Here is a 23,537-nt window from a genome sequence, read left to right as displayed (position 1 = left end):
TGTCTTTACTTTATCAGGTGTTCCGCGCCCCGCCAAATCGGCGTTTTCGCTTCAAACCTGATCCGGAGAAAGAATTCCCGGTGCTTCTTCCGCCCCGCGTTTCCGCCGGGCTTTTGAAGCAACTCCCTGAGCCTACATGCCCCGAGCGACTGCTCGAACCATCGTGCCTGTGAAGGAGGTTGTCGGTGATCCGCGGCCCGGTTCCGAGTCGAGACCCGTGGGGTCCCGCTCGCCGTCCCGCAGCGACTCGGTGAGTCTAGGTAGCTGAACCGTCGGACGTCAAATCCGTCCGGACCGTGGGAGGGATCCCGATCTTCCGAACGTTCCGCGCCGACCCGGAAGCCCCCGTGATCCCGGGTTCCTCGCTGGTCCGCGGAGCGACGCCCCGTTCGACTCGGTCCCACACACGGGGACCGGCGGTTCGCGTGGCTTGCTTGTCAGACATTGACCATCCTGCCCAACCGCGCTCCCGCCAAACACGGCGCGGCGATTTCTCTTCCGCTTCCTTCGTCCCTGCTCCGGTCCCGGAGGACGAGCGAGGGCGGGGAGGGCCCGACTCGACCCCTCCCCGCCCTCAACCACCGGCGATCCGACCGGAATCCCGGTCGGATCGCTCAGACGATCTCCGCCAGCTCTCTGGCGAGCTGCCGGAAGGCGATCCCCCGGTGGCTGATCGCGTTCTTCTCCTCGGGCGACAGCTCGGCCGCCGTACGGGTCTCCCCCTCGGGGACGAAGACCGGGTCGTAGCCGAACCCGTTCTCCCCCCGGCGTTCGCCGACCAGTCGGCCCCGCAGGACACCCTCCGCCACGGCCTCGATCCCGTCCGGCATCACCAGGACCGCGGCGCAGACGAACTCCGCTCCCCTGCGGTCGGCGGGGGTGTCGGCGAGCTGGTCCAGCACCAGGTCCAGATTGGCCCGGTCCTGGTCGCCCCCGCCGAACCGCCCGGCCCAACGGGCGGACAGCACCCCGGGCATGCCCCGGAGTTCGTCCACGCTGAGACCGGAGTCGTCCGCGACGGCCGGGAGCCCCGTGTGCGCCGCGATCGCCCGTGCCTTGAGCAGGGCGTTGCCGATGAAGGAGGGTTCGGTCTCGGGCACCTCGGGCGCGTCCGGGAACGCGTCCAGGGCCAGGACCTCCGCCGACACACCGGCCTCGGCCAGGATGGCGCGCATCTCCGGCACCTTCTTCGCGTTACGCGTCGCAAGGACGAGCTTCACCGTGCCTCCTCCACTCTCACCGTTGGTCCTCAAGGGGCTTCCTCCCCCTGGGAGCGGAGCCGGTCCTCAGGACCGTCCCCGCTCGCGACAGTCACTCCGACAGGGCCTTCTTCTGGATGGCGGTCAGCTCCTCGCACCCGCCGGCGGCGAGGTCGAGCAGCTTGTTCAGCAGTTCGCGGTCGAAGGCGGCGCCCTGGCCCTCGGCGGTGCCCTGCACCTCCACGAACTTCCCGTCGCCGGTGAGCACGACGTTCATGTCGGTGTCGGCGACCGAGTCCTCCAGGTAGTTCAGGTCCAGCCGGGGCTGGCCCTGGACCACGCCGACGCTGACGGCGGCCACCGAGCCGGTCAGCGGGTTGTTCTTGAGCTTGCGCCGCTTGCGCAGGTGCTTCATCGCGTCGGCCAGGGCCACGTAGGCACCCGTGACCGCGGCGGTACGGGTGCCGCCGTCAGCCTGGAGCACGTCGCAGTCGAGGGTGATGGTGTGTTCGCCCATCGCCTTGAAGTCGACGACGGCGCGCAGGGAGCGGCCGATCAGCCGGGAGATCTCGTGGGTGCGGCCGCCGATCTTGCCGCGTACGGACTCACGGGCGCCCCGGGTGTCCGTGGAGCGCGGGAGCATCGCGTACTCGGCGGTGACCCAGCCCTCGCCGGTGCCCCGGCGCCAACGGGGCACACCGTCCTCGACGGTGGCCGCGCAGAGCACGCGGGTGTCCCCGAACTCGATGAGGGCGGAGCCCTCCGCGTGGCGGAGCCAGTTGCGGTGGATGTTCACTGGGCGGAGTTGGGTCGGAACGCGTCCGTCAGGTCGAGCCATGGACACGAGCGTATATCGGCACGGTGTTCCACGGTGCTGGAGTCGGGCGCTACCGGCGACGGTGGGACCCGTGCCACACGGGCCCCACTACTTCTCCACTCACACAGTCCCGGCCCTGCCGCATTCGTGACCCTGTGTGTCCGTGACCCACCGTGTTTCGGTCGGGTCGGAGTACCGGTGCCGCGGACCGGCCGGGGTCAGACGCCGATCTCGCGGACCTGTCCGCCCCGGGCCAGCTCGATGGGGCCCTCGTAGGTGCTCCGCGCCTCGGCCAGCGTGATGTCGTCGTCGTTCCACGGCACCAGGTGGGTCAGCAGCAGCTTGCGCGCCCCGGCCCTGGTGGCGTGGTCGCCCGCCTCGCTGCCCGTGAGGTGCATGTCCTTCGGGTGTTCGAGGTGGTCGTGGAAGGCCGCCTCGCACAGGAAGAGGTCGGTGTCGCGGGCAAGGTCGACCAGTGAGTCGCAGGTGCCGGTGTCGCCGGAGTAGGCGAGGCTGACACCGTCGTGCTCCAGGCGAATGCCGAAGGCGTCGACGGGGTGGTTGACGCGGGCGACGCGGGCGGTCATGGGCCCGATCCGGAACTCACCCTGGGTGAGTTCGCGGAAGTCGAAGACCTCGGTCATCCCGGGGTCGGGGTCCAGACCGTAGATCTCCGCGAGGCGGTCCGCCACGCCCACGGGGCCGTACACGGGGATCGGGGGTTTGGCGCCGCCGGGCGAGTACATGCGGGCGACCCAGTAGGCACACATGTCCGCGCAGTGGTCGGTGTGCAGGTGGCTGAGGTAGACGGCGTCGACGGAGTACAGGTCGGCGTGGCGCTGGAGGGCGCCGAGGGCGCCGTTGCCCAGGTCGAGGAGGAGCCGGAACCCGTCCGCCTCCACCAGGTAACAGGAGGCCGGACTGTCCGGCCCGGGGAAGCTCCCGGAGGACCCGATAATCGTGAGTCGCACGTCGTCGTCGCCTTTTCGATCGGCCGCACTGCTTCCGTGGCCCCTTGGTGACGTGTGCGGGGTGAGCGGTGGGCGGCTGGTTCTGCGGATGTCCCGTTGTTACGGGTGTACCCCAATGACCGCCTGGGTGGTACAAAATGTGGCCCGCATCTCAGGCGACGTGCATCACGTGTGAATTTTTCACACCGATTGACCAGATTTGACCGATTCACCGCTCCCGAGTTCAGGACAGTAACTGACCTGCTGGGCGACGGAGCGGAGGCCGGTCCCCCACGGGAACCGGCCTCCGAGACACCGTGGCGACGCCGCCTCAAGGCGGCGTCGGAGACTGGATCAGGCCCAGAGCTGGCCGTCCAGACGCTCCTCCGCCTCCTCGAGGGTGCCCTCGTAGGCGCCGGTGGAGAGGTACTTCCATCCGGCGTCGGCGATGACGAACGCGATGTCGGCCCGCTCACCGGCCTGTTCGGCCTTGCGGGCCATGCCGAGGGCCGCGTGGAGGGCTCCGCCCGTGGAGATGCCCGCGAAGACGCCCTCCTTGTTCAGGAGCTCGCGGGTCCGCCGGAGCGCCGCCTCCGAGGGGACGGAGAAGCGCGTGGTGAGGACGGACTCGTCGTAGAGCTCGGGGACGAAACCCTCGTCGAGGTTGCGCAGCCCGTAGACCAGCTCCCCGTACCTCGGCTCGGCGGCCACGATCCGCACGTCCGGCCTGTGCTCGCGCAGGTACCGGCCGACCCCCATGAGGGTTCCGGTGGTACCGAGCCCCGCCACGAAGTGCGTGATCTCCGGCAGGTCCGCCAGCAGCTCGGGCCCGGTGGTCTCGTAGTGGGCCCGCGCGTTGGCGTGGTTGCCGTACTGGTAGAGCATCACCCAGTCGGGGTTGCGCGAGGCCATCTCCTTGGCGACCCGGACGGCCTCGTTGGAACCGCCCGCGGCGTCGGAGTAGTGGACCTCGGCACCCCACATGGCGAGGAGCTGCTTGCGTTCACCGGAGGTGTTCTCCGGCATGACGCAGACCATGCGGTAGCCGCGCAGTTTGGCGACCATGGCCAGCGAGATGCCGGTGTTCCCCGACGTCGGCTCCAGGATGGTGCACCCCGGGGAGAGCAGCCCGTCCTTCTCGGCCTGCTCGATCATGAAGAACGCGGCGCGGTCCTTGATCGAGCCGGTGGGGTTGCGGTCCTCCAGCTTCGCCCACAGCCGGACCTCCGGCGAAGGCGAGAGCCGAGGCAGGCCGACCAGCGGCGTGCCTCCGAGGGAGTCGAGCAGGGAGTCGTAGCGCATGGCTTCCTCAGCGGGAGCCGCCCGCGACGGCGGGCAGCACGGTCACGTTGTCGCCGTCGGAGAGCTTGGCTTCGAGACCGCCCACGAATCGGACGTCCTCGTCGTTCAGGTAGACGTTGATGAACCGGCGCAGCTTGCCGCCCTCCACCAGGCGCTCCGCGATGCCGGGGTACTGCTGGTCCAGGTCGCTGATCAGCTCGCTGATGGTGTCGCCGGACCCCTGGACGACCTTGGCGTCGTTGGTCAGGTTGCGCAGGATGGTGGGGATGCGGACCTCGATGGCCATGAAGGTGACTCCGTTAACGGTCGTTGTTGTGCGTTCAGGTCCAACAGGCGGCCCGCCGTTGGCATTCCGTGGGCCGTGGCGCCGGGCGCCGTCGGGTGGCTGCGTTCCTACCGGTCCGTGCCGGAGGCGCCGCCGTCGACGATCTCGACGGGTTCCTCGGTGACCTCACCGTCGATGATCCGGAAGGAACGGAACTCGGCGGTGTCGGGCTCGCGGGTGGACACGAGGACGTAGTGGGCCTGGGGCCACTGGGCGTACGTGATGTCGGTCCGCGAGGGGTGGGCCTCGGTCGCCGTGTGGGAGTGGTAGATCACCACGAACTCCTCGTCGCGGTCCCACAGTTCGTCGTAGACCTTCTTGTACTCGGTCGAGTCGAACTCGTAGAACGTCGGGGAGCGTGCCGCGTTCAGCATCTCGATGATCCGCTCCGGGCGGTCGGAGCCCTCGGGCCCCGCGACGACTCCGCACGCCTCGTCGGGGTGGTCGCGTCGCGCGTGGGCGACGATCTGGTCGTGGATGGAGCGGTCGATCCTCAGCATGGCTCCAGGGTACCCACAACCGCTTCTCTACCAACCAAGTGGGTATTCATGCGAGGGAGGTCACTCCGGGCGACGCCCCGACGCAGGTGGGGCGCCCGTACCGGCCCGGAGCGGAACACGTAGGCTCGCCCCTATGACCGAGGACAGCAGCAGCGCGCTGCTCACCGACCACTACGAACTGACGATGCTCCAGGGAGCCCTGCACAGCGGGGCCGCCGCGCGCCGGTCGGTGTTCGAGATGTTCGCCCGACGCCTGCCGGAGGGCCGCCGCTACGGGGTCGTGGCGGGGAACGGCCGTTTCCTGGACCTGCTGGAGCGCTTCCGCTTCGGCCGCGAGGAACTGGACTTCCTCTCCGACCACGGCGTCGTGGACGAGACCACACTGGACTGGCTCTCGGAGTACCGGTTCTCCGGGAACGTGTGGGGTTACGGCGAGGGCGAGGCCTACTTCCCGGGGTCGCCGATCCTGGTCGTGGAGGGCACCTTCGCCGAGGCCGTGATCCTGGAGACCCTCGCGCTGTCCGTGTACAACCACGACAGCGCGATCGCCTCCGCCGCCACCCGGATGTGCGTGGCCGCGGGAAACCGCCCCCTCATCGAGATGGGTTCCCGGCGCACCCACGAGCGGTCGGCGGTCGCCGCGGCCCGCGCCGCCTACCTGGCCGGGTTCTCGACCTCCTCCAACCTGGAGGCGGGGCGCACCTACGGGGTGCCGACCGGCGGCACGGCCGCGCACGCGTTCACGCTTCTGCACGACAGCGAACGGCACGCCTTCAAGGCCCAGTTGGAGTCCATGGGACCGGGGACCACGCTCCTCGTGGACACCTACGACGTGGAGCGCGCGGTGCGGCACGCGGTGGAGCTGGCCGGGCCCGAGCTGGGCGCCGTCCGCATCGACTCCGGGGACCTGGGGGCCACCGCCTCCCGGGTCCGCAAGCAGCTGGACGACCTCGGCGCAACCGGGACCAGGATCGTGGTCACCGGCGACCTGGACGAACACTCGATCCAGGCGTTGGCGGTGGCCCCGGTGGACGGGTACGGAGTGGGTACGTCCCTGGTGACGGGTTCGGGCGCCCCGACCGTCTCACTGGTCTACAAGCTGGTCGCACGGGCGCGCGGCCTGGAGCCGGACGCCCCGTTGGAGCCGGTCGCCAAGCGCTCGGTCGGCAAGCCGAGCCGGGGCGGCCGCAAGTGGGCGGTCCGCCGGTTGGACGACAGGGGCGTCGCCGTGTCCGAGGAGGTGTACCCGCACGAGCCCACCGAGCAGGTCGGGACCCGGCCGCTGCTGCGGCCGCTGGTCACCGACGGTGAGGTCGTGGGGCGTGAGAGCGTGCGGGAGGCGCGGGCGCGCCACCGCGCGACGGTGGCCGAACTCCCCGAGCAGGCTCTGCGGATGTCCCGTGGCGACGTCGCGCTGTCGACCGTCTTCCACTGACCTGGCGGCGTCGGACGTGGTCCAATGGATCCGTCGGACCCCACCCATCCCAGCGACTCCCGACGACCAGGAAGCGAGGTGCCGCATGACAAGGGCACTCATCGTGGTGGATCTTCAGAACGACTTCTGTGAGGGCGGCAGCCTGGGCGTGACCGGAGCGGCCCGTACCGCGGCGGCCGTCACCGAGCACGCGCGGGTGGGCGGATACGACCATGTCGTCGCCACCCGTGACCACCACATCGACCCGGGAGCGCACTTCTCGGAGAACCCCGACTTCGTGGACAGCTGGCCCCGGCACTGCGTGGCGGGCACGCCCGGCGCGGAGTTCCACGCCGACTTCGACGAATCCCTGGCCGAGGAGGTCTTCAGCAAGGGGCAGTACGAGGCGGCCTACAGCGGGTTCGAGGGCACGGCCGGGGACGGCGAGACGACCCTGGCGGCGTGGCTGCGCGATCACGACGTGGACGAGGTGGACGTGGTGGGGGTCGCCACCGACCACTGCGTTCGCGCGACGGCCGTGGACGCCCGGAAGGAGGGGTTGCGGACCCGGGTGCTGCTCGACCTGACGGCGGGGGTCTCCGCGCCCACGGTGGACACGGCGCTGGAGCGGCTGCGCGAGGCCGGCGTGACCCTGGAGGGTGAGCCGCTCGTCGGCTGAGCCCGCGGGGCGCTCCCGCCCCCGGCCCCTATGACGACGGGGGCGGTGGTGACCTGTTCACCACCGCCCCCGATCGCGTCTCGGAGCTGGGTCGTGTTGGATCATTCCTCCCACCCGCCACCACCCTCAACGGACGCCTGCGGCGCGGTGTCCTCGCGTTACCACCGGGCGGCCTCTCGCTGCGCCGATGAAGCTCGGACAGCCAACCCCGGGCGGGCCTCGCTCGTCGTCTTGCGAGAGATTGCCGGGCCCCCGCTGCGCGAGGCTGCGGAGCAGCGCACAGGAGGGGAGACAGCCGCTCGCATCGATGGCGGCTCCGCCGCCACCGGCGCAATCATCAAAAAAACACGCCCTAGTCGATGCCGATGGCGGCGCGAACGTCCGCCAGCACCCGGCGGGCCCGCGAACGGGCGCGCTCGAGACCGGAGTCGAGGATCTCGTCGAGCTCGGTCTTCGAGGCCATGAGCTCCTCGTAGCGCTCGCGCTTCGGGCCGAGTTCGGTGTTGACCGCCTCGAAGAGCTCCTTCTTGAGGTCACCCCAGCCCATGCCGCCCGCCTCAAGGCGCTGGCGCACGTCGGCCACCTTCTCCGCGTCGGCGAAGTGCGTGAGCAGCTGGAAGGGGATCGAGGAGTCCGGGTCCTTGGGGTCCTCGACCGGGGTGGAGTCGGTGGGGATGCGGTTGATGGCCTTGCGGAGCTTCTTCTCCGGCAGGAAGAGCGGGATGTGGTTGTCGTAGGACTTGCTCATCTTGCGGCCGTCGGTCCCGGGCAGGATGCTGGCTTCGCTGTCGTCGATGACGCCCTTGGGGATGGGGAAGCTGTAGCTGTCGCCGTACCGGTGGTTGAAGTACCCGGCGATGTCGGCGGTGTACTCGATGTGCTGGGACTGGTCGCGCCCCACGGGGACGCGTTCGCCCTCCATGATGAGGATGTCGGCGGCCATGAGGACGGGGTAGACGTACAGCCCCATGTTGATCCCGGCGTCGAGTTCGGTGACGCCCGCCTCGTTGTTGCGGTCGCGCGCGGCCTTGTAGGCGTGCGCGCGGTTCATGAGTCCCTTGGGGGTGAGGGTGCTCAGGATGGTGGTGAGTTCGAAGGTCTCGGGGATGCTGGACTGACGGTAGAAGACCGTGCGCTCCGGGTCGAGGCCGCAGGCCAGCCAGGTGGCAGCGCCCGACCGGATGCTCTGGCGGAGCTCGTCCGCGTCCTTGATGATGTTGAGCGCGTGGTAGTCCGCGATGAAGTAGAAGGTGTCGTAGCCCTCGGCCGCCGCGAGGGCGGGCTTGATCGCGCCGACGTAGTTGCCCAGATGGAAGTCACCGGTGGGCTTGATCCCGGTCAGATAGGTGTTCGCTGCCATGCCCCCAGCCTATCGACGCCCACCACCCGATGACTGACCGCCGCCCGACCCCGGACGCGCGGACGGCGCCCCGCCGGGGCGGGGCGCCGTGCGCGTGGCAACCGGGGGCTGATCAGACGCGGGCCGAGCCCCCACGGAAGGCCTCCCAGTGCTCGGCCATGCGGACCGACTGCCCCGGGGTGAAGTGGGTCATGCAGGCGTCGTCGCTGTAGTTCATGAAGTTGGTGACGGGGTCGAGTCCCGGGAGGTCGGGGCAGCTGTCCCGTCCCTCCGGGCAGCCCGCCGCCGCCTCGCGTTCGTACGGGGTGTCGTCCACGTAGTCCCCGGGGCTCTCGCAGCCGTTCTGGAACGTGTGGAACAGGCCCAGCCAGTGGCCGACCTCGTGGGTGCCGGTGTGGCCCTCGTTGAAGCGGTCGCGCGTCCCGCCCGGGAAGGTGTCGTGCGCGATGACGACGCCGTCCTGGTCGGGGTCGTCCGCGTAGTCCTGGGGGAAGGTCGAGTAGCCGAGGAGGCCGGAGTCGAGCTGCGTGGTGTAGACGTTCAGCGTCTCGGGTCCGCCCTGGCGCAGATCGGAACGGATGGTGTCGCGGTACCGGTTGAAGTCCTCGAACCAGGCGTCGTTGACGTTGCGGGTGACGTCCGAGAGCTCGAAGCTGAAGCCGGTGTCGGTGCCCTCGGAACCGACCGCGTAGTCGCCCCGGTAGGCCTTGTTGAGGACGTCGATCTGCTCCTGGACGCGCTCGTCGGTCACGTCTCCCCGGCCGTCCTGGGCGGAGATGACGTGCACGACGACGGGCACCGAGTGCGGCGGGGCGAGTTCGCGTCCGCGCTGGGGAACCAGGGCCTCGCGGAGCTGTTCCTCGTACTCCGCGGCCTGCTCCGGGGTGATCTCGACGTCGGTGTTCCCGCCCGCACCGGGGTCGGAGAGCCTGTTGGCGGCGGCCCGGGCCGCGGTGTCGACGCCGTCGACGGCCCGTGGGTCCCAGTCGGGCGGGCAGTGCTGGTCAGCGACCGTCACCCCGGTCCGTTGGGGTTCGGGATTCGCGGTCTCTGGCAGCGAGCTCGCCACCAGACCGGTCAGCGCGAGTGCGCACAGGGTCAGGCCGGACCAGGTCGCGGCTGAGCCGCCGCGTGGGCTTCGTCGAATCACCTCACTCACTGTAGTGAGATGATTGCCCAGCGTTTGGCGAGCTTGCCCGACCTTGCGAAGTATTTGCCCTCTTCGGCCGGTGTGGGGCCTCCGGACCGCGGCGAGTCCGGACCGGCCCCTCCCACCGGTCTGCGCCGCGAACCTACTTCTGGCCCACGGCCCAGGCTCTGAGCTTGGCGATGCGCTCGCGGATCTGCGGCGGTGTGGCCTGCGCGACCGACGGCCCCCCGCAGGCGCGGCGCAGCTCGTTGTGGATCACCCCGTGCGGCTTGCCGGTGCGGTGGTGCCAGGCGCCGACCAGGTTGCTCAGGTCCTTGCGCAGCTCGGCCAGGACCTCGTGTGTGGGCCCCGACTCCTCCTCCGGCTCGGCCTTCCCCTTGGCCTTGAGCTGACTCGCGTGGATGTCCGCCTTGCGCTTGCGCAGCAGCTGGGACACCTGGTCGGGGTCCAACAGCCCGGGCAGCCCGAGGAAGTCCTCCTCCTCGCTGGACCCGGCCGCGCCGCCGCCGTACTCAAGGCCGTCGTAGAGCGCCCGGTCGAACTCGGCGGCCGACTCCATGGTCTCGAAGGGGAGCTCCTCCCCCGCGTCCGGAGTGTCCTTCTTCTTGTTGGCCTCCTTGAGGAGGTCCTCCTCGGGGTACTCGTCGTCCGAGGGCTGCTTGTCCAGGACGTGGTCGCGCTCGCGCTCCATCTCCCCCGCGTACTCCAGCAGGGTCGGCACCGAGGGCAGGAACACCGACGCCACCTCGCCGCGCTGGCGCACCCGCACGAAACGGCCGATGGCCTGCGCGAAGAACAGCGCGGTGCTGGTGGAGGTCGCGTACACGCCCACCATCAGGCGGGGTACGTCGACCCCCTCCGAGACCATCCGGACCGCGACCATCCAGCGGTCGTCACCCTTGGAGAACCGGGTGATCTTCTTGGATGCGGTGGGGTCGTCGGAGAGCACCACCGTGGCGCCCTTGCCGGTGATCTGGCGGAGGATGCGCGAGTACGCGCGGGCGTTCTCGTGGTCGCTCGCGATGACCAGGCCGCCCGCGTCCGGGTGGGTCTTGCGCACCTCGGTGAGCCTGCGGTCGGCCGCGTGCAGGACCTTCTTGATCCAGTCGCCCTTGGGATCGAGCGCGGCCCGCCACGCCTGGGACAGAGCGTCCTGGGTGAGGGGTTCGCCGAGTCGGGCGGCGAGTTCGTCGCCCGCCCGGGTCCGCCAGCGCATCTCCCCGGAGTAGGCCATGAAGATGACGGGCCGCACAACCCCGTCCTCGAGGGCGGGCGCGTACCCGTAGCTGTAGTCCCACGAGCAGCGGCGCACCCCCGCCGCGTCCTGGACGTAGTCCACGAACGGGATGGGGTTGATGTCGGAGCGGAACGGGGTTCCGGTGAGCGAGAGCCGCCGTGTGGCCGGGTCGAAGGCCTCCCGGACGGCGTCGCCCCACGACAGGGCGTCGCCCGCGTGGTGGACCTCGTCGAAGATGACCAGGGTCTTGCGCGCCTCGGTCCGGTTGCGGTGCAGCATCGGGTGGGCGGCGATCTGGGCGTAGGTCACGGCCACGCCGACGTACTGGCGCCCGAGGGCGCCCTGCCCGTTCTTGAAGTCGGGGTCGATGGCGATACCGAACCGGGCCGCCGCCTCGGCCCACTGCTTCTTGAGGTGCTCGGTGGGGCACACGATGGTGATCGCCCGTACCGCGTGCCGCTGGAGGAGCTCGCTCGCCAGGGTGAGGGCGAAGGTCGTCTTGCCCGCCCCGGGCGTGGCCACGGCGAGGAAGTCGCGTGGCTGCCTGCGGAAGTACTCCTCGAAGGCCTCCCGCTGCCAGGCACGGAGACCGCTCAGCCGGTTCTCCGTCGTGGTCTGCGTCACCGTCATTCGTTCCGTCCCCCGTTACTCACCTGCTTGAGGTTAGCGGCCGCCGGAGACCGTATCGGGAGCCCCGGCGGTGGCGCCGGGCACAGCGGCCGCCCCGGGCGTGTCCGGAGCTCGGGCCCGGGCACCGGGATCCGGGCGCCCCGCACACCCCCACGACAAGCGGCACGGTGCTTGTCGCACCGCGCCGCGCCGTACTTCGGAATGCGTGTCGGGACCCCTTGCGTCCCCGGGGCCTCCCGGCCTCCTCAGCCCTCTCCGGTGACCTCTGACTCCCCCGGGTCCGCGTCACCGGTGGCGGGGTCGGCCTCCCCCTCGGGGGCCTCGCCCCCGACGCCGGTCATGTCGACCGCGCCGTCGTTGAACGGCATGTGCGGGGAGATCGCCGGGAAGGCGAAGAACCACAGCAGGGCGGCCGCGCCCGCCAGCAGACCCACCGACATGATGAACTTCGAGGCCCAGGGGCCGGGCAGGATGCGCCAGATCAGTCCGTACATTCGTGCGTCCCTTCCCCTAGGCGTCCGGAGCCATGTGGGCGATGCTGTCCGGCATGCCCTCGGACTTGGGTGTGGTCTCGGTCAGTTCGGCCCAGACGATGAGCCGGTGCGTGTTGTTGAGCTTGGGCGCGCACGTGGTGAGGGTGAGCAGTGCCCGTCCGGGCTCCTCCTCGGAGGCCTCCTCGAAGGGGTCGGGGTTGACCACCCAGAAGTCCTCGGGGAGCACGGTCTCCTCACGGAAGACCTCGTAGGTGTAGAAGTTCTCGCCGTCCTCCAGCACCATGACGTCGCCGTCGTCGAGCAGGTCCAGGTCCCAGAAGAGTCCGGGCGTGCGGTGCGCGGCGATGCCGTAGTTGCCGAGCTCGCCGGGCGCGCTGTCGAACTCGGTGTAGCGGCCCGGGCTGTAGCGGATGTCGTCGGGCGTGGTGCCGTTGACCACCACCCAGTCCAGGTTCAGGCTCGGGACGTACAGACGGCTGTCGGCGCTGCCGGGCAGGGGTTCGGAGTCCGGCCCGCGCTCGTCGGCGGCGGCCCAGGCCTCGTCGAGGCCGTCGGCCAGTCCCTGCTGCTCACGGTCGGTCTCCCATTGGGAGCCGTACACCTCGTAGCCGGCGTAGAAGAGCATCAGCAGACCCACCGTCAGGAGGACCTCGCCGAAGAAGCGGACGAACCCCCGGACGACGTCGCCCGGGGTGGTCCGTGGTTTGCGTGGGCGGCGACGGCGGCCCCTTGGGGGCCGCTCGCGCCCCTCGCCCGAGGGGTGGGGCTCATCATGGAACTGCCGTTCAGTTGTGGACACCAATACGACCTACTCCTGTGGACGCTTTCGTGTGCACCCGGGCGGCCGGAGGGGGACGACGAGCGGGACCCCCGTACGCGGATGCGGCAGAACTTCGACCTCGTGTCGGTACACAGCGCTGAGGAGCGACGAGCTGAACACGTCGGTGGGGTTTCCCCGCGCGGCGACCTGTCCTCCGGAGAGTACCGCCACACGATGGGCGTACGCGGCCGCAAGCCCCAAATCGTGCAGGACCACGATAACCGCCCCACCGCGGGTCGCGAGGTCGCGCGCGATGGACAGTACGAGTTCCTGGTGGTGGATGTCCAGCGCGGCGGTCGGTTCGTCGAGGAGGAGCAGGTGGGTGTCCTGGGCCAGGACCCGGGCGAACATGACGCGGGCCCGTTCGCCTCCCGAGAGCGTGGGGAAGCGGCGGTCGGCCAGGTGGGTCACGCCGACCCGTTCCATGGCCGTACGGACCAGGGCGTCGTCCCGGTCCGGGGTGCTGAGCCCGGCCCAGGGCGCGCGACCCATCGCGACCAGCTCGGCGACGGAGAAGGGGAAGCTGACCGCGGCCTCCTGGGGCAGGACGGCCCGGCGCAGCGCCAGTTCGGGTGGGTTCCAGTCCGGCAGCGGGCGGCCGAGCAGGCGTACCGTTCCCGAGTCGCGATCGCCCCGGGACGTACCTCCCGCGACGTCTCCGGAGAGCGCGGACAGCAGGGTGGACTTGCCCGCGCCGTTCGGTCCGACCAGGGCGAGCAGTTCACCGGCGCGGACGGTGAGGTCGACCCCGTCGAGGAGGGCTCGCCCGCCCCTGCGGACGGTGAGGTCCTCGGCGCGCACCACCTCGGAGCCGGGTTCGACGGGCGCGGGTGGGGCTGGCGCCCTGGTCAGGGGGGCCACGGCGGCGGCGAACCCTCGGGCGAGGGCCGACCGCCGCGGGGCCGTCCCCGTCACGGAGTCGAGGGTGGTGCGGGTGGTACCGGGGATGCCCGTGGTGTCGGCGCTCACGACCAGCCTCCTTGCTTGGCGCGGGTGCGGTACAGCAGGAAGAAGAAGAACGGCCCGCCCAGGGCGGCGGTGACCACGCCGAGGGGGATTTCGGCGGGCGCGGCGACCGTGCGGGCCAGCAGGTCTGCGGCGAGCAGCAGCAGTCCGCCGCCGAGCGCGGAGGCGGGCAGCAGCACGCGGTGGCCGGGACCGGTCACCATGCGGATGATGTGCGGGACCACCAGGCCCACGAAGGCGACGATCCCCGCGAACGCGACCGCCGCCGAGGTGAGCAGTGCCATGGCGCCGATGAGCACCAGGCGCATGCGTTCGACGTCCACTCCCAGGTGACGGGCGGGCCCCTCGCCGAGGGCGAGCAGGTCCAGGCGACGCGCGTACACGGGGACGACCGCCAGTCCGAGGAGGAGGCAGGGCGCGATGGCCGCCACCTTGGACCAGGTGGCGGTGGAGACGCTGCCCAGCTGCCAGAAGGTGATGGTCTGGATCTCGGCGTCCTGGGAGAAGTTGGTCATCAGGCCGATCGCCGCACCCGCGATGGCGTTGACCGCGATGCCGGTGAGCAGGAGCGTGACCACCTCGGTGCGGCCGCCCGAGCGCGCGAAGACGTACACGAACAGGGTCGTGCCGAGTCCGAACACGAAGGAGGAGGCGATGACGGTCCAGTGGCCGAGGACGGTGGCGCCGGTGAAGATGACGACGATCGCGCCGACGGCCGCACCGGCGGAGACCCCGATCACTCCGGGTTCGGCGAGGGGGTTGCCGAAGACGCCCTGCATGATGGCGCCCGCGCTGCCCAGGGCGGCGCCGACCATGACGGCCAGGACGACGCGGGGCAGGCGTACGTCCCACAGGACGGTCCTGGCGATCTGGTCGGGTTCGGCGCCGACGTCGAGCCCGACCGCCTGGAGGATGGACGCGGCGACCTGGCCCGCCGGGATGGGGTAGGCGCCGACTCCGGCGGCGATGACCGCGACGGTCACGAGGGCGACGGACAGGCCGCCGAGGAGGAGACCGGCGCGCAGTCGTCGCAGTCCCCGGCCTCCGTGGTTCGGTGCCGCCTCGGTGGCGGCGGGCCGTTGGGACAGGGCGGTCACTCGGTGCCCTCGTCACTGTCGGGGATCGCGGCCAGCTCCTCGGCCAGGGAGACGATGACCTGCGGGGTGCGGGGGCCGAAGTTGAGCAGGACGCCGTCCTCGAAGTCGACGACGGCCGCGTTCCGGCCCGCGGGGGTCTGGGCGACGCCCGGGATCTCGACCAGCCCCTCCACACCGCCGACCGACTCCAGGCCCTTGGTCATGACGAGGAGGACGTCCGGCTGGGCCTCGATGAGCGCCTCGGTGGTGATGGGTGTGAAGGGTGTGGTCAGGCCCATCTCGACCCCGGCGTCCCTGGCCCCGATCTCGGCGAGCATGGCGTCGGCGCCCGAACCGGGTCCGCCGAGGAGGTAGACCCCGGCGGTGCCGCGCAGGTAGAGGAAGGCGACGAGGGGGTCTCCACTGGTCTCCAGGGAGGCCTCGCGCACCTCGGCCATCTGGTCCCGGGTGCGTTCGACCAGCCGGGTTCCGGCGGCGGGTACGCCGAGCGCCTCGGCGACGCGCTCGAAGCGCGGGTACATCTCGTCGATGGACCAGGCCTCCTCGACGATGACGACCGGGACACCGCTTCGCTGGACCTGCTCGATCACCTCGGGCGGCCCGGTCTGGGTGTCGGCGATGACCACCGTGGGCTGGAGTGCGAGGACGGACTCGGCGGAGACGTCGTGGCCCTCGCTGATCACCGGCAGGTCCGAGGCCTCGTCGAAGGTGGCGGCCACGTCGCGACCGACCACCTGGTCGCCCAGACCGAGGGTGAAGACGATCTCGGCGAGGCCACCGGTGAGCGGCAGGACACGGCTGGCGTCGGTGACCTCGACCTCCTCGTACTCCAGGGGGTCCGCGCTGGTGCGGTAGGGGTCGAGGACGACCGACTCCACTGTGACGGGGAGTTCGGGCGCCGGGGCGTCCTCCAGGACCTGGAGCCGGTTCTCGGAGAGTGCGGGGATGCCCTCGTCCGCCGACGCGTCCTCGGGCGCGGCCGCACCGGTGCAGGAGGTCAGGGCGAGGGCGCAGGCCACGGCGAGCAGGACGGTGGCCGGTCCTGTTCGCCGGTGACCGCGCGGGCGGGAGCGGGGGACGACGTGGGGCATGGCGGTCGCTTTCGGTTGATCCGTGTGCCGGGGGTGTCGCCGGGGAGCGGGGCGCGACACGACCTTTTATACGACAGGTCGTCATCATCTTGACAACCCGGACGGTGCGGTGTTCAACTGTTCCAGCGCGGGGTTGAGTTAGGTAAGGCTCACTTAGCCTAGGTAAGCATAACCTAAACCCGATTCCCCAGGTCTCGCGGGTGACGGACACGTCCGGCCCGCACGAACGCGAAGGCCCCTGATGCAAGCTGCGGTTCCCCTCCGTGGGTTTCTCCCATCCCTGGCCGCCGTGGCGGCGGCGACGATCCTGGCCGCCGCCATGCCCGCGACGGCGCTCGCCGCCCCGGCCGAAGAACCAGTCCATCCCCGGACCACCGCCGTGGACCGCACCGAGGGGCTCGACCCCCGGGGCGACACCGTCACCGTGTCCGGGATCGGGCACGACCCCGGCAGCATGATCGAGATCGCCACCCGGGCCCTGCCCGCCGAGGCGGCCCCGACCCCGGACCCCGACGACTCCGCCGTGCTGGACACCGAGAACGCCGTGCGGGTCGAGGTGGACGAGCGCGGCCTGTTCACGGCGGACCTCCTCACCGGCGTCGGGTTCGCCGACGAGGCCGGACTCGACACCGCCGAGGACCCGTTCGAGATCGTCCTGACCGAGATCGCCGGAGCGCCCGAACCCGAGGCGCCCCTTCCCGAGACACCCGGGGGCCGGGAACCCGGCTCCGGGGAGGGCGAGGGCGACACCGCGCCTGAGACCCGGGACGCGGGGGCGGACGAGGTCGTCTCGGCTCCCGGCCCCGGCCGCGGCGCGCCCGTGATCGCCCCGGCACAGACCCCGGGCGCTCCCGTCGTGGGCGTGGTCCCCGTGAGCTTCGCGGCGCCAGCCGCGCAGGCCGCGCCGCGCACCCAGCCCCAGGCGCCCAGCGCGCCCAGCGCGCCCCGGCCCCAGTCGGCGCCGCAGACCCTGCCCAGAACCCCGGGCACCCCGACCCTCACGGTCTCCAGGACCAGCGGGCTCGACCCCTCCGGCGAGAAGGTGACCGTGACCGGCACGGGTTACGACACCTCCAAGGGCGTCTACGTCGCCCTGTGCGACACCGCCAACGCCAGCTCCACCCAGGCACCCAGCCCCTGCATCGGCGGCGTGGACATGGAGGGCGAGGGCGGCGCCTCCGTCTGGGTCTCCAGCAACCCGCCGCCCTACGGCGAGGGTCTGGCCACTCCCTACACCGGCGGCGGGACCAACGGCGGGTTCACCGTGGAACTCACGGTGAAGGGGTCGGACGAGCACACCGACTGTCTCTCCGCCTCGACCGACTGCGCCGTCATCACCCGCAACGACCACACCCGCTCCAGCGACCGGGGCCAGGACGTGTTCGTCCCGGTGACCTTCAGCGGACAGACCGGCGACCCGGGCGCGTCCGGCGGAAACGGCACCGCGTCCGGCGGGGGCGCGAACGCCTCCGGGAACACCGGCGGCGACACCCCGGCGTCCGGTTCGGGCGGTGCTGGCTCCGGCGGCGCCGGAGGGGGCGCCAGCGGGCCGTTGGCCACCACCGGATCGTCGCTGACCGGTCTGGTCCTGGCCGCCGCGGTGGCCGTCCTGACCGGCGCGGTGGCGCTGTTCGCCGCACGCCGTCGTGGCACACCCCCGGGCCCCGCGACCACCTAGGCACCCCTGGCCGGGACCCCGCCTGGTCGGTCCCGGCCCCACTGACCACGTTCTCCCTCAGCGGCTCCGCCAGCGCCCGCTCAGCCCTCGGGACCGCTGCCCCACTCTCCGCCCGGAACCCGGTGCGCGACCGGAACCGGCATCCGTCCATCCCCCGAGTCGATAGGAACACTCATCCCATGAGCACCACCGCCACGAGAGCGGACGGGACCGGCGCACTGCGCCGCCCCCTGCGCTCCCTCGTCTCCCTCGCGGGAGCGGCCGCCCTCGGTGCCTCGCTCTCCCTGGGCGCCGCACCGGCCCTCGCCGACGAGGCACCCGTCTCCGTCGCCGACGGCTCCGCCACCTGGGGCGTCAAGCAGTCCTTCCGCAACTACGTGTCCAGCCCCATCGCACACGGCGGCTACGAGGCCGTTGACGGTGCGAGCCGCAACACCGACGGAACCCTGGACTTCCCCACCGCCGAGGGAACCGTCTCCAAGGAGGACTCCTCCGGCGAGGTGAGCTTCTCCGGCGGAGTGGTCTTCACCGGCCACGACTACGGCCAGGGCCCCGTCCTGGAGATCCACGTGAACGACCCGCGCGTGGAGTTCGACGGCCAGGGCGCGGCCACCGTCCACGCGGACGTCACCAGCCGCGAGTTCGCGGGCGCCAACCCGTCGCTGCCGCCCGGCGACCTCGTCGAGTACGGCGAGGTGGCCGTCGCGGAGCTGACCGGCGCCGAGATCGGTGTCGACGGTGACCAGATCACCTTCACCTCCGAGGCCGGGACCCTGCACGCCGACGCCGTGGAGCCGTTCGCCAGCTTCTACCCGGCGGGCGAGGCCATGGACCCGCTGTCCTTCACCGCCGAGGTGGTCGAGGGCACCGACCCGACCGACCCCACCGACCCCGAGGAGCCCGTCCTCGCCCCCGAGGTACTGGTCAGCCAGACCACCGGTCTGGACCCCGAGGGCCAGACCGTCCGGGTGGACGGCACCGGGTTCCGCCCCGGGTCGGGCGTGTACGTGGCGCTGACCGGTATCGCGCGGTCGGACTCCTCGTACCCGCAGCACTGGTTCGGCAGCGGCGTGTGGCTGCGTGAGGGCACCGCACCCGACGCGGACGGCGCGTTCGGCACCGACCTCGACGTCGTCGGCGCCTTCGAGAAGGGCGGCACCGCCTACGACTGCCTGGAGAACCAGTGCTACGTGGCGGTGTTCAACGACCGCAACGACCTGGACAACCGTGACCAGGACGTGTGGACCCCCGTCTCCTTCGCCACCGGCGAGGACGGCGGCGACGGCGAGGGCGACGGGGAGGACGGCGACGGCGAGGGAGGCCAGACCCCCGAGGGCGACCTGACCGTGTACAACGGCCGCGCCGACTGGGGCGTGAAGGAGTCCTTCCGCACCTACATCGAGGGCAACATCGCCAAGGGCACGATCCGCACCGAGGACGGCGCCACCCGCAACGACGACGACACCTTCTCCTTCACCGACGGCACGGGCCGCGTGAACCTGGAGGAGGAGGTCGCCGAGATCGACTTCACCGGGACCGTGCTGTTCGAGGGCCACGTCTACGGCGACGCCGAACCCCTGCTGCGCATGACCGTCGCCGACCCCCGGGTCGAGATCGACGGCGACACGGGCACCCTGTACGCCGACGTGGTGAGCAAGTCCCTCACCGACGAGGAGCTCGTCACCTACGACGACGTGGCCTTCGCCGACCTGGACCTGTCCGGTGTCTCCCACGAGCTGGACGAGGGCGTCCTGTCCTGGGACGCGATCCCGGCCACGCTGACCGCCGACGGAGTCCCCGCCTTCGCCGACTTCTACGGCGCCGGTGAGCAGCTCGACCCGATCAGCCTCACCGTGAGCGTCGACGAGGACGTCGAGGTCCCGGGCGGCGGCACCGGTGGCGGTGGCGACGACAAGCCGACCCCCGACCCCACGCCCGGCCCGGGTGACGGCGGCGACAAGCCCGGCCTGCCCAACACCGGTGTGGCGCTGACCGGCCTCCTGGCCGCCGCGGCGGTCGCCGTGGCCGCTGGCGGGACCGCCCTGATCGCCTCCCGCCGACGCGCGGGCGCCGAGGCCTGATCCACCGGGGTCCCCGACCCCTGACGGCACGAAGGGCCCTGGCTCACCCGAGGGGGTGGGTCAGGGCCCTTCCGCTTGCCGGCCACGAGTGACCGTCACTTCATCATTTCCTCGTAGGCCCTCTTGCAGTCGGGGCACACGGGGAACTTCTTCGGGTCCCGGTTGGGCACCCAGACCTTGCCACACAGGGCGATCACCGGGTCACCGGTCACCGCGCTCTGGGTGATCTTGTCCTTCTGCACGTAGTGGGCGAACCGTTCCCGGTCCCCGTCGTCGTGCGAGATGTCCGGTCTGGTCTCGCTGTCCGGAAGAACCTTGTTCAGGACATCCATCGACATCGTCCTCACACCTTTCAACGTCCGTCTACCACGGTATAGGGTGACGCGCCCCACTTCGAAGCCCGCGGCAAACCGCTCAGTTCATGGTGGGATCGTCAGGATAGGTGGACAACAGGGCCATCTCGCCACCTTGGCGACGCAGCACCCGCGGCCACAGCGTCTCGGGGGAACCCCCGAAGAGGTCGTCGGAGAGGGCGTCCACCACGTACCAGGCGCCGTCCTCGATCTCCCCCGCCAGCTGCCCGGCACTCCATCCGGCGTACCCGGCGAACACACGCAGGGAAACCAGTGCCGCCCCCAGTACTTCGGCGGGGGCCTCCAGGTCCACCAGGCCGACCCCGGCCAGCTCCGGCCCGGGCGCGGCCCCCTCCAGCGGTGCCCAGCCGGGCGGTGCCTCGTCCGGCGGCGCGACACCGAGGGCGATCCCGGAGTCGGTGCCGACCGGCCCGCCCGAGAACATCACCGGGGGCGCGCTCGCGTGGGCGCCCCAGTCCGTCACCACCTCGTCCACCGGAAGCTCCAGCGGTCGGTTGAGGATGACCCCGAGGGTGCCGTCGTCGGCGTCGTCCACGACGAAGACCACCGATCGGCGGAAGGAGTCCTCCTGGAGGAGGGGGGCGGCCACCAGCAGGCGTCCGGTGAGTGTCGACTGGTCCATGCTCCACACTTACCCGGAAAACCCGCCCGGTGGTCGCCCCTTGGCAGGGAGGACCACCGAACCGCTACTCGGACTGGCCGCGCTGGGCCACCTCGCGCACGGCGGTGGCCACGTGGGTGGACAGGTCCGCGTGGAACACGCTCGGGATGATGTAGTTCGGGCCGAGCTCGTCCTCGGTCACGACGTCGGCCAGCGCCTCGGCGGCGGCGACCATCATGTCGGAGGTCACGACGTGGCTCTGGGCGTCCAGCAGACCGCGGAAGAAACCGGGGAAGACCAGGACGTTGTTGATCTGGTTCGGGTAGTCGCTGCGGCCGGTGGCGACCACGCCCGCGTGCAGGTGGGCCACCTCGGGGTCGACCTCGGGGTCGGGGTTGGCCAGGGCGAAGATGATCGAGTCCTCGTTCATCTCGGCGATGTCGTCACCGCCGAGCAGGTTCGGGGCGGAGACGCCGATGAAGACGTCGGCCCCGGCCACGGAACCCTTGAGGTCGCCGCTGTAGCCCTCGGGGTTGGTGTTCTCCGCGATCCAGCGCAGGTTGCTGTCCAGGTTCTCGCGGCCCGCGTGCACGGCGCCGTGGACGTCGCTGACGATGATGTCGCGCGCTCCGGCGTGCATGAGCAGCTTGAGGATGGCGGTGCCGGCCGCGCCTGCGCCGGACATGGCGATGCGGACCTCGGAGAGCTTCTTGTTGACCACGCGCAGGGCGTTGCGCAGGGCGGCGAGCACGACGATCGCGGTGCCGTGCTGGTCGTCGTGGAAAACGGGGATGTCGAGGAGTTCGCGCAGGCGGGCCTCGACCTCGAAACAGCGCGGGGCGGAGATGTCCTCCAGGTTGATGCCGCCGAAGCCCGGGGCCAGCAGCTGCACGGTGCGGACGATCTCGTCGACGTCCTGGGTGTCCAGGGCGATGGGCCACGCGTCGATGTCGGCGAAGCGTTTGAACAGGGCGGCCTTGCCCTCCATGACGGGCATGGCGGCCTCGGGGCCGATGTTGCCCAGGCCCAGGACGGCCGAGCCGTCGGTGACCACGGCGACGCTGTTGCGCTTGATCGTGAGGCGGCGGGCGTCGTCCTTGTTGGCGGCGATGGCCTGGGAGACGCGGGCGACACCGGGGGTGTAGGCCATGGAGAGCTCGTCGCGGTTGCGCAGCGGCACCTTCGACTTCATCTCGATCTTGCCGCCGAGGTGCATGAGGAAGGTGCGGTCGCTGACCTTGTGGACCACGACGCCCTCGACCCCGCCGAGGGCGTCGACGATGGCCTGGGCGTGCTCGGTGTCGCGGGCGGCGCAGGTGACGTCGATGCGGATGCGCTCGTGCCCAGCGGCCGCCACGTCCAGGGCGGTGATCATGCCGCCGACCTGCTCCACCGCGTTGGTGAGGCTGCCGACAGCGCTCCCTCCGGCGTCCAGTTCGAGGCGGACGGTGATGGAGTACGAAACGCTGGGAAGGGTGGCCACGTATTGCTCCTTGGCTTTTGCTGATGTCATGCGTCCGCGGGGCACACCGGCGGCCCCTCCCGTGGACGTACGGACCGACGTCGGGACTCCTCCACCGGGGATCGGGCGCACGGCCTGCACTCCGTGGCCGGGCCCGGTGGAACCTCGTCGGCGCCTGCGCGCCGATCGGACCCTGGTCCGTGACGGTTGCGCGTCCCGCCGTGGAACACCCGGTCATCGGGCGTCCGGCGCGGGGCTCGGTTGCCGGGCGGGGGCGGTACTTGGGAGCCCACAACCGAGTCGCCTCACCTTACCCGAGTCAAGCGGGTAACGTCAGCACAAGGTGACAATTAACGCCTTCGGAAAAAATCGCATTAATTCCTGGCGCCTGTGGGGGTGTTTCGCCCGCCCCTAGTCCCGGGCCCGGTCGGCTGCGGCGCGCACGACCACGTCCGCGCAGGCGTCGGTGGAGAGCGCCGTGGAGTCGACCACCAGGTGGTAGAGACCGGGGTCGGCCGGGTCGGTGCGGTAGAAGCGGCGCACGTAGGCGGCTCGGGCGCGGTCGTTGTCGTCCAGCAGCCGGAGCGTGGGCGGGCTCGGACCCCAGCCCTGGCCGCCGCACTCCTCCGGGTCGCCCCGCTCCCACAGGCCTCGCGCCCTGCGCAGGCGGGCCTCACGGTCCCCGTCCAGGCGTACGTGGAGCGCGCCGGGGTGGTCGGCCAGGACCACGGCGGCGGCCCGACCCAGCACCACACCGCCGGTGCGGGCGACGTCGCGGATGACCCGCTCGGTCTGCTCGACGAACTCGTGGTCGTAGAGGAGGCGGCCCTCCTTGTCGGTGGTGCCGACGAAACCGGAGTCCACGCTGCCGAGGGTGACTGTGGGAAGGCGCGCGGCGCTGGCGAGCAGCCGTTCGAACCCGCCGGGGGTGCGGTCGTCGCGCTGGAGCACCTCGTCGAGGGAGCAGCCGATCTCGGCCGCCACCGCGCTGGGCACCGCGCGGTTGAGGAAGGGGACGTGGAGCCTGGCCGCGACGGCCGGGCCGACGACACTGCCGCCCGCGCCGAAGGTCGCCGAGATCGTGACCACGGGAGCAGCGTCGTGCGCTGGTCGAGCGTCGTTGGTCGCCATGGGACACCTGCCCGGGTTGGCCGCACGTCGGACGGAACTTCTCCCCAGCTCCTACCCCGCAGCGGGAGCGCTATCCCCGCCATCTCCAAATCGGTAAATACGCACCGTTTTACTGTTCTTGGTGACACATCGGGAGGAAATCCCCCAGAAGAAGAACCGGCCCCGGGACGACGGAGATC

The 23,537-nt window shown here is 71.0% G+C and carries 22 protein-coding genes; 4 read left to right on the top strand and 18 right to left on the bottom strand.

The annotated features are described in order from the left end of the window. Nucleotides 1–614: 614 nt before the first annotated feature. The 6 genes from rdgB to KBX21_RS25495 form a co-directional block, all read right to left on the bottom strand. Entirely contained in the window at nucleotides 615–1,220 is a 606-nt protein-coding gene (gene rdgB, locus KBX21_RS25520) for an RdgB/HAM1 family non-canonical purine NTP pyrophosphatase (protein ID WP_210844194.1), read from the bottom strand. A gap of 91 nt (nucleotides 1,221–1,311) precedes the next feature. Further along, complete coding sequence (gene rph, locus KBX21_RS25515; RefSeq protein WP_210844184.1) at nucleotides 1,312–2,037, bottom strand: ribonuclease PH; 726 nt, start codon at nucleotides 2,035–2,037, stop codon at nucleotides 1,312–1,314. A gap of 197 nt (nucleotides 2,038–2,234) precedes the next feature. Continuing rightward, a complete protein-coding gene (locus KBX21_RS25510; protein ID WP_210844182.1) occupies nucleotides 2,235–2,987 on the bottom strand; it encodes an MBL fold metallo-hydrolase in 753 nt (250 codons plus the stop codon). A gap of 333 nt (nucleotides 2,988–3,320) precedes the next feature. Continuing rightward, a complete protein-coding gene (locus KBX21_RS25505; RefSeq protein WP_049576615.1) occupies nucleotides 3,321–4,268 on the bottom strand; it encodes a PLP-dependent cysteine synthase family protein in 948 nt (315 codons plus the stop codon). 7 nt (nucleotides 4,269–4,275) lie between these two features. Next, nucleotides 4,276–4,554 (bottom strand): MoaD family protein, encoded by a 279-nt coding sequence (locus KBX21_RS25500; RefSeq protein ID WP_049576612.1) that lies wholly within the window; start codon nucleotides 4,552–4,554, stop codon nucleotides 4,276–4,278. A 107-nt stretch (nucleotides 4,555–4,661) separates the two neighbouring features. Continuing rightward, nucleotides 4,662–5,093, bottom strand: coding sequence for a Mov34/MPN/PAD-1 family protein (locus KBX21_RS25495; RefSeq protein WP_049576608.1), 432 nt, complete (start codon nucleotides 5,091–5,093; stop codon nucleotides 4,662–4,664). Nucleotides 5,094–5,226: 133 nt separating this feature from the next. Between KBX21_RS25495 and KBX21_RS25490 the strand changes: the two genes are divergently transcribed. After that, on the top strand, nucleotides 5,227–6,528 hold the full coding sequence (locus tag KBX21_RS25490) for a nicotinate phosphoribosyltransferase (protein ID WP_210844180.1): 1,302 nt from the start codon (nucleotides 5,227–5,229) through the stop codon (nucleotides 6,526–6,528). A gap of 85 nt (nucleotides 6,529–6,613) precedes the next feature. Beyond that, nucleotides 6,614–7,186, top strand: a complete 573-nt coding sequence (locus KBX21_RS25485; protein ID WP_049576597.1) for an isochorismatase family protein — start codon at nucleotides 6,614–6,616, stop codon at nucleotides 7,184–7,186. 352 nt (nucleotides 7,187–7,538) lie between these two features. On the opposite strand, the gene KBX21_RS25480 is transcribed toward KBX21_RS25485, so the two are convergent. The 8 genes from KBX21_RS25480 to KBX21_RS25445 all read right to left on the bottom strand — a co-directional run bounded on the left by KBX21_RS25480 (nucleotide 7,539) and on the right by KBX21_RS25445 (nucleotide 16,031). Next, the gene (locus KBX21_RS25480; RefSeq protein WP_049576593.1) at nucleotides 7,539–8,546 is read right to left on the bottom strand and encodes a tryptophan--tRNA ligase; all 1,008 of its coding nucleotides are present in this window, start codon (nucleotides 8,544–8,546) and stop codon (nucleotides 7,539–7,541) included. Nucleotides 8,547–8,658: 112 nt separating this feature from the next. Next, nucleotides 8,659–9,696, bottom strand: a complete 1,038-nt coding sequence (locus KBX21_RS25475; protein ID WP_210844178.1) for a zinc metalloprotease — start codon at nucleotides 9,694–9,696, stop codon at nucleotides 8,659–8,661. Between the two features lie 142 nt (nucleotides 9,697–9,838). Next, entirely contained in the window at nucleotides 9,839–11,563 is a 1,725-nt protein-coding gene (locus KBX21_RS25470; protein WP_210844176.1) for a DEAD/DEAH box helicase, read from the bottom strand. Nucleotides 11,564–11,808: 245 nt separating this feature from the next. Beyond that, nucleotides 11,809–12,057: a hypothetical protein gene (locus KBX21_RS25465; protein ID WP_049576584.1), complete on the bottom strand. Its 249-nt coding sequence runs from the start codon at nucleotides 12,055–12,057 to the stop codon at nucleotides 11,809–11,811. A 16-nt stretch (nucleotides 12,058–12,073) separates the two neighbouring features. Then, nucleotides 12,074–12,859, bottom strand: a complete 786-nt coding sequence (locus KBX21_RS25460) for a class E sortase (protein WP_210844174.1) — start codon at nucleotides 12,857–12,859, stop codon at nucleotides 12,074–12,076. A gap of 6 nt (nucleotides 12,860–12,865) precedes the next feature. Further along, nucleotides 12,866–13,792, bottom strand: a complete 927-nt coding sequence (locus KBX21_RS25455; protein ID WP_156208128.1) for a heme ABC transporter ATP-binding protein — start codon at nucleotides 13,790–13,792, stop codon at nucleotides 12,866–12,868. 50 nt (nucleotides 13,793–13,842) lie between these two features. Next, nucleotides 13,843–14,940 carry an iron ABC transporter permease gene (locus KBX21_RS25450; RefSeq protein WP_199776637.1) on the bottom strand — a complete coding sequence of 366 codons (1,098 nt, stop codon included), beginning with the start codon at nucleotides 14,938–14,940 and terminating at the stop codon, nucleotides 13,843–13,845. After that, nucleotides 14,937–16,031, bottom strand: coding sequence for a hemin ABC transporter substrate-binding protein (locus tag KBX21_RS25445; protein WP_049576579.1), 1,095 nt, complete (start codon nucleotides 16,029–16,031; stop codon nucleotides 14,937–14,939). The genes KBX21_RS25450 and KBX21_RS25445 overlap by 4 nt, the downstream gene beginning before the upstream one ends. Nucleotides 16,032–16,320: 289 nt before the next feature. On the opposite strand from KBX21_RS25445, the gene KBX21_RS25440 reads away from it, so the two are divergent. Together KBX21_RS25440 and KBX21_RS25435 are read left to right on the top strand one after the other, a co-directional pair. Next, nucleotides 16,321–17,709, top strand: a complete 1,389-nt coding sequence (locus KBX21_RS25440; RefSeq protein ID WP_210844172.1) for a cell wall protein — start codon at nucleotides 16,321–16,323, stop codon at nucleotides 17,707–17,709. Between the two features lie 179 nt (nucleotides 17,710–17,888). Beyond that, a complete protein-coding gene (locus KBX21_RS25435) occupies nucleotides 17,889–19,790 on the top strand; it encodes an HtaA domain-containing protein (protein ID WP_210844171.1) in 1,902 nt (633 codons plus the stop codon). A gap of 95 nt (nucleotides 19,791–19,885) precedes the next feature. Here KBX21_RS25435 and KBX21_RS25430 read toward each other — a convergent pair whose 3' ends face one another. From KBX21_RS25430 to KBX21_RS25415, 4 genes are all read right to left on the bottom strand, one after another. Then, nucleotides 19,886–20,128, bottom strand: a complete 243-nt coding sequence (locus KBX21_RS25430) for a DUF3039 domain-containing protein (RefSeq protein ID WP_017546110.1) — start codon at nucleotides 20,126–20,128, stop codon at nucleotides 19,886–19,888. Nucleotides 20,129–20,204: 76 nt separating this feature from the next. Further along, a complete protein-coding gene (locus tag KBX21_RS25425) occupies nucleotides 20,205–20,786 on the bottom strand; it encodes a YqgE/AlgH family protein (protein ID WP_049576562.1) in 582 nt (193 codons plus the stop codon). A gap of 64 nt (nucleotides 20,787–20,850) precedes the next feature. Beyond that, on the bottom strand, nucleotides 20,851–22,248 hold the full coding sequence (locus KBX21_RS25420; protein WP_049576559.1) for an NAD-dependent malic enzyme: 1,398 nt from the start codon (nucleotides 22,246–22,248) through the stop codon (nucleotides 20,851–20,853). 390 nt (nucleotides 22,249–22,638) lie between these two features. Further along, nucleotides 22,639–23,358, bottom strand: a complete 720-nt coding sequence (locus KBX21_RS25415; protein ID WP_210844168.1) for an AAA family ATPase — start codon at nucleotides 23,356–23,358, stop codon at nucleotides 22,639–22,641. Nucleotides 23,359–23,537 lie beyond the last annotated feature (179 nt).

Origin of the sequence: Nocardiopsis sp. B62, assembly GCF_018070675.1 — a bacterium.
Lineage (GTDB): Bacteria > Actinomycetota > Actinomycetes > Streptosporangiales > Streptosporangiaceae > Nocardiopsis > Nocardiopsis prasina.
This window is presented reverse-complemented; position numbering and strand designations above follow the sequence as displayed.